The following is a 4,161-nucleotide window of genomic DNA, read 5'->3' as shown; positions in this document are numbered from 1 at the left end:
GGAGCTTGTGGAGCAAGAGCTGTGGGGTGTCTTACTGGCTTATAATCTGGTGAGATATCAGATGATTAAAATGGCGGAACATCTGAAAGGTTACTGGCCGAATCAACTGAGTTTCTCAGAATCATGCGGAATGGTGATGAGAATGCTGATGACATTGCAGGGCGCTTCACCGGGACGTATACCGGAGCTGATGCGCGATCTTGCAAGTATGGGACAACTTGTGAAATTACCGACGAGAAGGGGAAGGGCCTTCGAGAGTGGTAAAGGAGAGGCCCTGGAAATACCCCACAGCCCCGAAAAAGAGCCAGTCAGTTGCTTAACTGACTGGCATTACGGCGTTATGCCGGTATTTTTTTACGGAAGAGGTATCAAATGCGTTTAATTGTGGTGAGCATCATGGTGACCTTGCTGAGTGGCTGTGGCAGCATTATTAGTCGCACTATACCGGGGCAGGGGCATGGCAACCAATATTATCCCGGTGTGCAATGGGATGTGCGTGACTCCGCCTGGCGTTATGTCACAATCCTTGATCTGCCATTCTCCCTGGTTTTTGATACTTTACTGCTGCCGATCGACATTCATCATGGCCCGTATGAGTGATTAACGTTCATCCCACTCATCAGCTGCTGCGCGTCCTTCCTCGGTATCCAGCGGTGGCTCAAGCTGAAATTCCCCCTCGTCCCATTCATGTAATGTATTCTCTTCCTGCCACTCCTGGCGTATCTCTATCTCATCATAGTCGCCATCAAAAACACTTTGCGCGGCTTCACCGCTAAGCATAGGTAAACATTCACCTTCTTCCCCTTCGTCGGCAAAAAACTCAACTTGCCACATGATGTCGCCGTCCTGCAAAACGTATTTTTGGGCATTGAACTGTTGCACATTCGCATCTTCGGCGTCGATGCCGGGGTTGTCTGCAAGAAATTCTTCGCGTGCAGCGTCAATGGCTTCTTCAAGCGTTGCGTACATGGTCATCACGATTCTCCCTTTGAGTTGATGAGGTTTCAGGGAAAAGGATAGCTGATTCTCCGCTTTTGCAAGTATGAAAGGCGAAAAATCAGTTCGATACCTGGGGTATTCGACGACGACGTAGACTGTTCCATGAATAGACTGCGTTGAATAACACTACGCCAGCGGTGACGAGAAATACCGCTCTGAAACCGTAGTTCGCTGAAATCGCTGCTCCCATCAATGGTCCGGTAACGTTGCCAATATCACGAAACGATTGGTTATAGCTGAAGATACGCCCGGCGATCTGGTTGCTCGAGTTGTAAACCAACAATGTCTGTACGGCGGGGAGTAGTGCACCATCGGCGGCACCGAGCAAAAAACGTAAAATCCCAAGTTGCAATGGCGTCTGAACGTAAGACATTGGGATCAACAGCAGTACAGAAAAGATCAGCGCTGTAATCAGGATCTTTTCGGGTCCGATTCGATCGCCAAGTTTGCCGAGTCGTGGTGCACTTAGCAGAGCCGCCACGCCTGGCACCGAGGCGATCATGCCACTGATAAAGGCGACGTTACTGACGTTACCCGCCAGTTCGCGGACATACAGCGTCAGAATGGGGGCAATTGAGCCCGTCGCCACCTGGATGATTAACGTAGTGACAAACAGGCTGAGTACCAGTTTCGGGTTTTTAAGTGATGTCACCACTTCCCGCATGTGCAGCATCTCTTTTTTGCTGACCGGCTGGAATTTTTCTCTGATGCAAAACAGGGTGACGAAAAAGCAGAGTATGAGCACACTGGTGGTAATAAAGAATACCGGACGTAAGCCGTAGCTATCGGCGAGCAGGCCGCCAGCCATTGGGCCGAGCAACGCACCACCAACGCCGCCTGTGGAGAGCGTACCCAGCGCCCAGCCGCTTTTATTACGCGGTACTTGTGTGGCGATAAGAGCATTAGCGTTGGGGACAAATCCGCCAAGTAACCCAAGAAGCGCCCGCAGGATCAAAAACTGCCAGATATTTTGTGCCAGCCCCATCAACACCATCACGATGCCCATGCCGAGGGCAGAGCGTAATAGCATGAGTTTTCGGCCTTTACGGTCGGCGAGTCCACCCCAAAACGGTGAGGCGATGGCCGAAAATAAAAATGTAATGCTGAAGACAATACCGGACCATATTCAGGGCGGAGTGACCGGTAACGCCAAGCTGCTCAACGTAGAGGGGTAAGAAGGGCATTACCAGACTGAAGGCGGCACCGGTAAGAAAACAGCCTAGCCAGGCGACGATCAGGTTTCGTTTCCAGTTTATAGGGGTGTCATTTTCACAGGGTGACATAGCAATCCGCTGTTGGTGCGCCAGGCGCGGTGAACATAAGAAGAAAAGATAAGCACACTAATTATGCGCCCGACTTCCAGGGGGCGCAATCCAGAGAGCTTTTATCGCTAAATCAGGGGGATTTGCTGTGGTAATGCCGGATGCCATTCTGAAGCATCCGGCAGGGGAGATTTAATAGCGTGAAGGAACGCCTTCCGGGCGTGTTTTAAAGCGACGGTGTAACCACATATACTGCTCTGGTGCCATCATGATGCATTTTTCGACCACTTTGTTCATCCACGCGGCGGTAGTTTCGGCATCATCCAGTGGCGGAGAACACTCTGGCGGCAGCATAATCAATTGATACCCTTTGCCATCTGGCTTACGGCGTGGAACGAAGGGCACCAGACATGCGCCGGACATCCGTGCCAGCATCCAGGTTCCGGTCGTGGTCGCAGCCTGCTCAACGGCAAATAACGGGACGAAAACGCTTGAGCGCGGGCCGTAATCATGATCCGGTGCGTACCAGACCACTTCGCCTTTTTTCAGGGCTTTAATCATGCCTTTTAAATCTTTGCGGTCGAGCATCGATTTATTTGAGCGCAAACGGCCCCAGGTTTGTAGCCAGTCAATCAGTGGATTATCGTTCGGGCGGTAAACGCCAATCCCCGGTTCCTGCATACCAAACTGCCGCGCACCCAGCTCCAGTGTCAGAAAATGGATGCCAACTAACAGGATGCCGCGTTTTTGCGCCTGCACGTCACGAATGTGTTCCATGCCGATCACTTCCGTCCAGCGCGCGATTCGGCGGTCCGGCCAGAACCACGCCATGCCGGTTTCCATCAGGCCCATGCCAACGGATTCGAAATTCTTCACCACCATTTTACGGCGTTCTTGTTCGCTCATTTCCGGGAAGCACAGTTCCAGGTTGCGATGCACAATTTTTGCGCGTCGTTTCATAAAACGTAACGCCAGTTTTCCTAATCCACAACCGAGGCGGTAGATAACCGGGTAGGGCAATTGCACGACTAACCAAAGTACGCCAATACCCAACCAGGTTAACCAATAACGCGGATGAAGCAGTGCGGTGGAGAACTTGGGTAGATTCGTCATATCAATCCTGTTTTTCAACCTATTCGGGCAATTGTATGTATTGTCGCATTTTTTCGCCCGCAACCAAAATTTGTGGCTGAAGACTGGGCGAAATTGCCGCGCTTGTAAATAACAAATAATTTTTAATGCGCAAATGTAGCGTAAAATGTGTGGATGTTAATTATCGATAATTGCTATATCATGCCGCGGATTTTTACTTTCCCATCTCGCAGGAACCGTACACCATGCCAGTGTTACACAACCGCATTTCCAACGACGCGCTAAAAGCCAAAATGTTGGCTGAGAGCGAACCGCGAACCACCATTTCGTTTTACAAGTATTTCCACATCGCCGATCCTAAGGCGACCCGTGACGCTTTATATCAGCTGTTTACCGCGCTGAATGTTTTTGGGCGAGTGTATCTGGCGCATGAGGGCATTAACGCGCAAATCAGCGTACCTGCGAGCAATGTTGAAACATTTCGCGCGCAGCTCTGCCTTCGACCCGGCTTTAGAGGGTTTACGCCTGAATATCGCGTTGGATGATGACGGGAAATCCTTCTGGGTACTGCGCATGAAGGTACGTGATCGCATTGTTGCCGACGGTATTGACGATCCTCACTTTGATGCCAGCAATGTTGGTGAGTATCTGCAAGCGGCGGAAGTGAACGCCATGCTTGACGATCCCGATGCACTATTTATCGACATGCTGAAGTGGTCAACAAAAACTGGCCACCGAGTTAGAGTTTTTCCAGTATCGATTTTCCGATTCGTTTGGGGGGAACCCACCGTTATATTCGTGCGGTCTT

3 protein-coding genes and 3 pseudogenes are annotated in these 4,161 nt (G+C 50.8%); 3 read left to right on the top strand and 3 right to left on the bottom strand.

Annotated features, from left to right (window positions below; all coding sequences use genetic code 11):
• Together BHE85_RS11320 and BHE85_RS11315 are read left to right on the top strand one after the other, a co-directional pair.
• Positions 1 to 320, top strand: a pseudogene (locus tag BHE85_RS11320) (IS4 family transposase); the annotation flags it as partial.
• Positions 321 to 372: 52 nt separating this feature from the next.
• Entirely contained in the window at positions 373 to 600 is a 228-nt protein-coding gene (locus BHE85_RS11315) for a YceK/YidQ family lipoprotein (protein WP_001237205.1), read from the top strand.
• Here BHE85_RS11315 and BHE85_RS11310 read toward each other — a convergent pair whose 3' ends face one another.
• The 3 genes and pseudogenes from BHE85_RS11310 to lpxL form a co-directional block, all read right to left on the bottom strand.
• Positions 601 to 975: a MysB family protein gene (locus BHE85_RS11310; RefSeq protein ID WP_000180056.1), complete on the bottom strand. Its 375-nt coding sequence runs from the start codon at positions 973 to 975 to the stop codon at positions 601 to 603.
• Positions 976 to 1,057: 82 nt separating this feature from the next.
• Positions 1,058 to 2,282, bottom strand: a pseudogene (gene mdtG, locus BHE85_RS11305) (multidrug efflux MFS transporter MdtG).
• Positions 2,283 to 2,453: 171 nt separating this feature from the next.
• A complete protein-coding gene (lpxL, locus tag BHE85_RS11300; RefSeq protein ID WP_000183364.1) occupies positions 2,454 to 3,374 on the bottom strand; it encodes a kdo(2)-lipid IV(A) lauroyltransferase in 921 nt (306 codons plus the stop codon).
• Between the two features lie 224 nt (positions 3,375 to 3,598).
• On the opposite strand from lpxL, the pseudogene BHE85_RS11295 reads away from it, so the two are divergent.
• Positions 3,599 to 4,088: pseudogene (locus BHE85_RS11295) on the top strand (rhodanese-like domain-containing protein); the annotation flags it as partial.
• Positions 4,089 to 4,161 lie beyond the last annotated feature (73 nt).

Origin of the sequence: Shigella sp. FC1567, from assembly GCF_001743015.1 — a bacterium.
In the GTDB taxonomy this organism is placed as follows: domain Bacteria; phylum Pseudomonadota; class Gammaproteobacteria; order Enterobacterales; family Enterobacteriaceae; genus Escherichia; species Escherichia coli.
The sequence above is the reverse complement of the archived record's forward strand: the minus strand, read 5'-3'. Positions and strand labels throughout refer to the sequence as shown.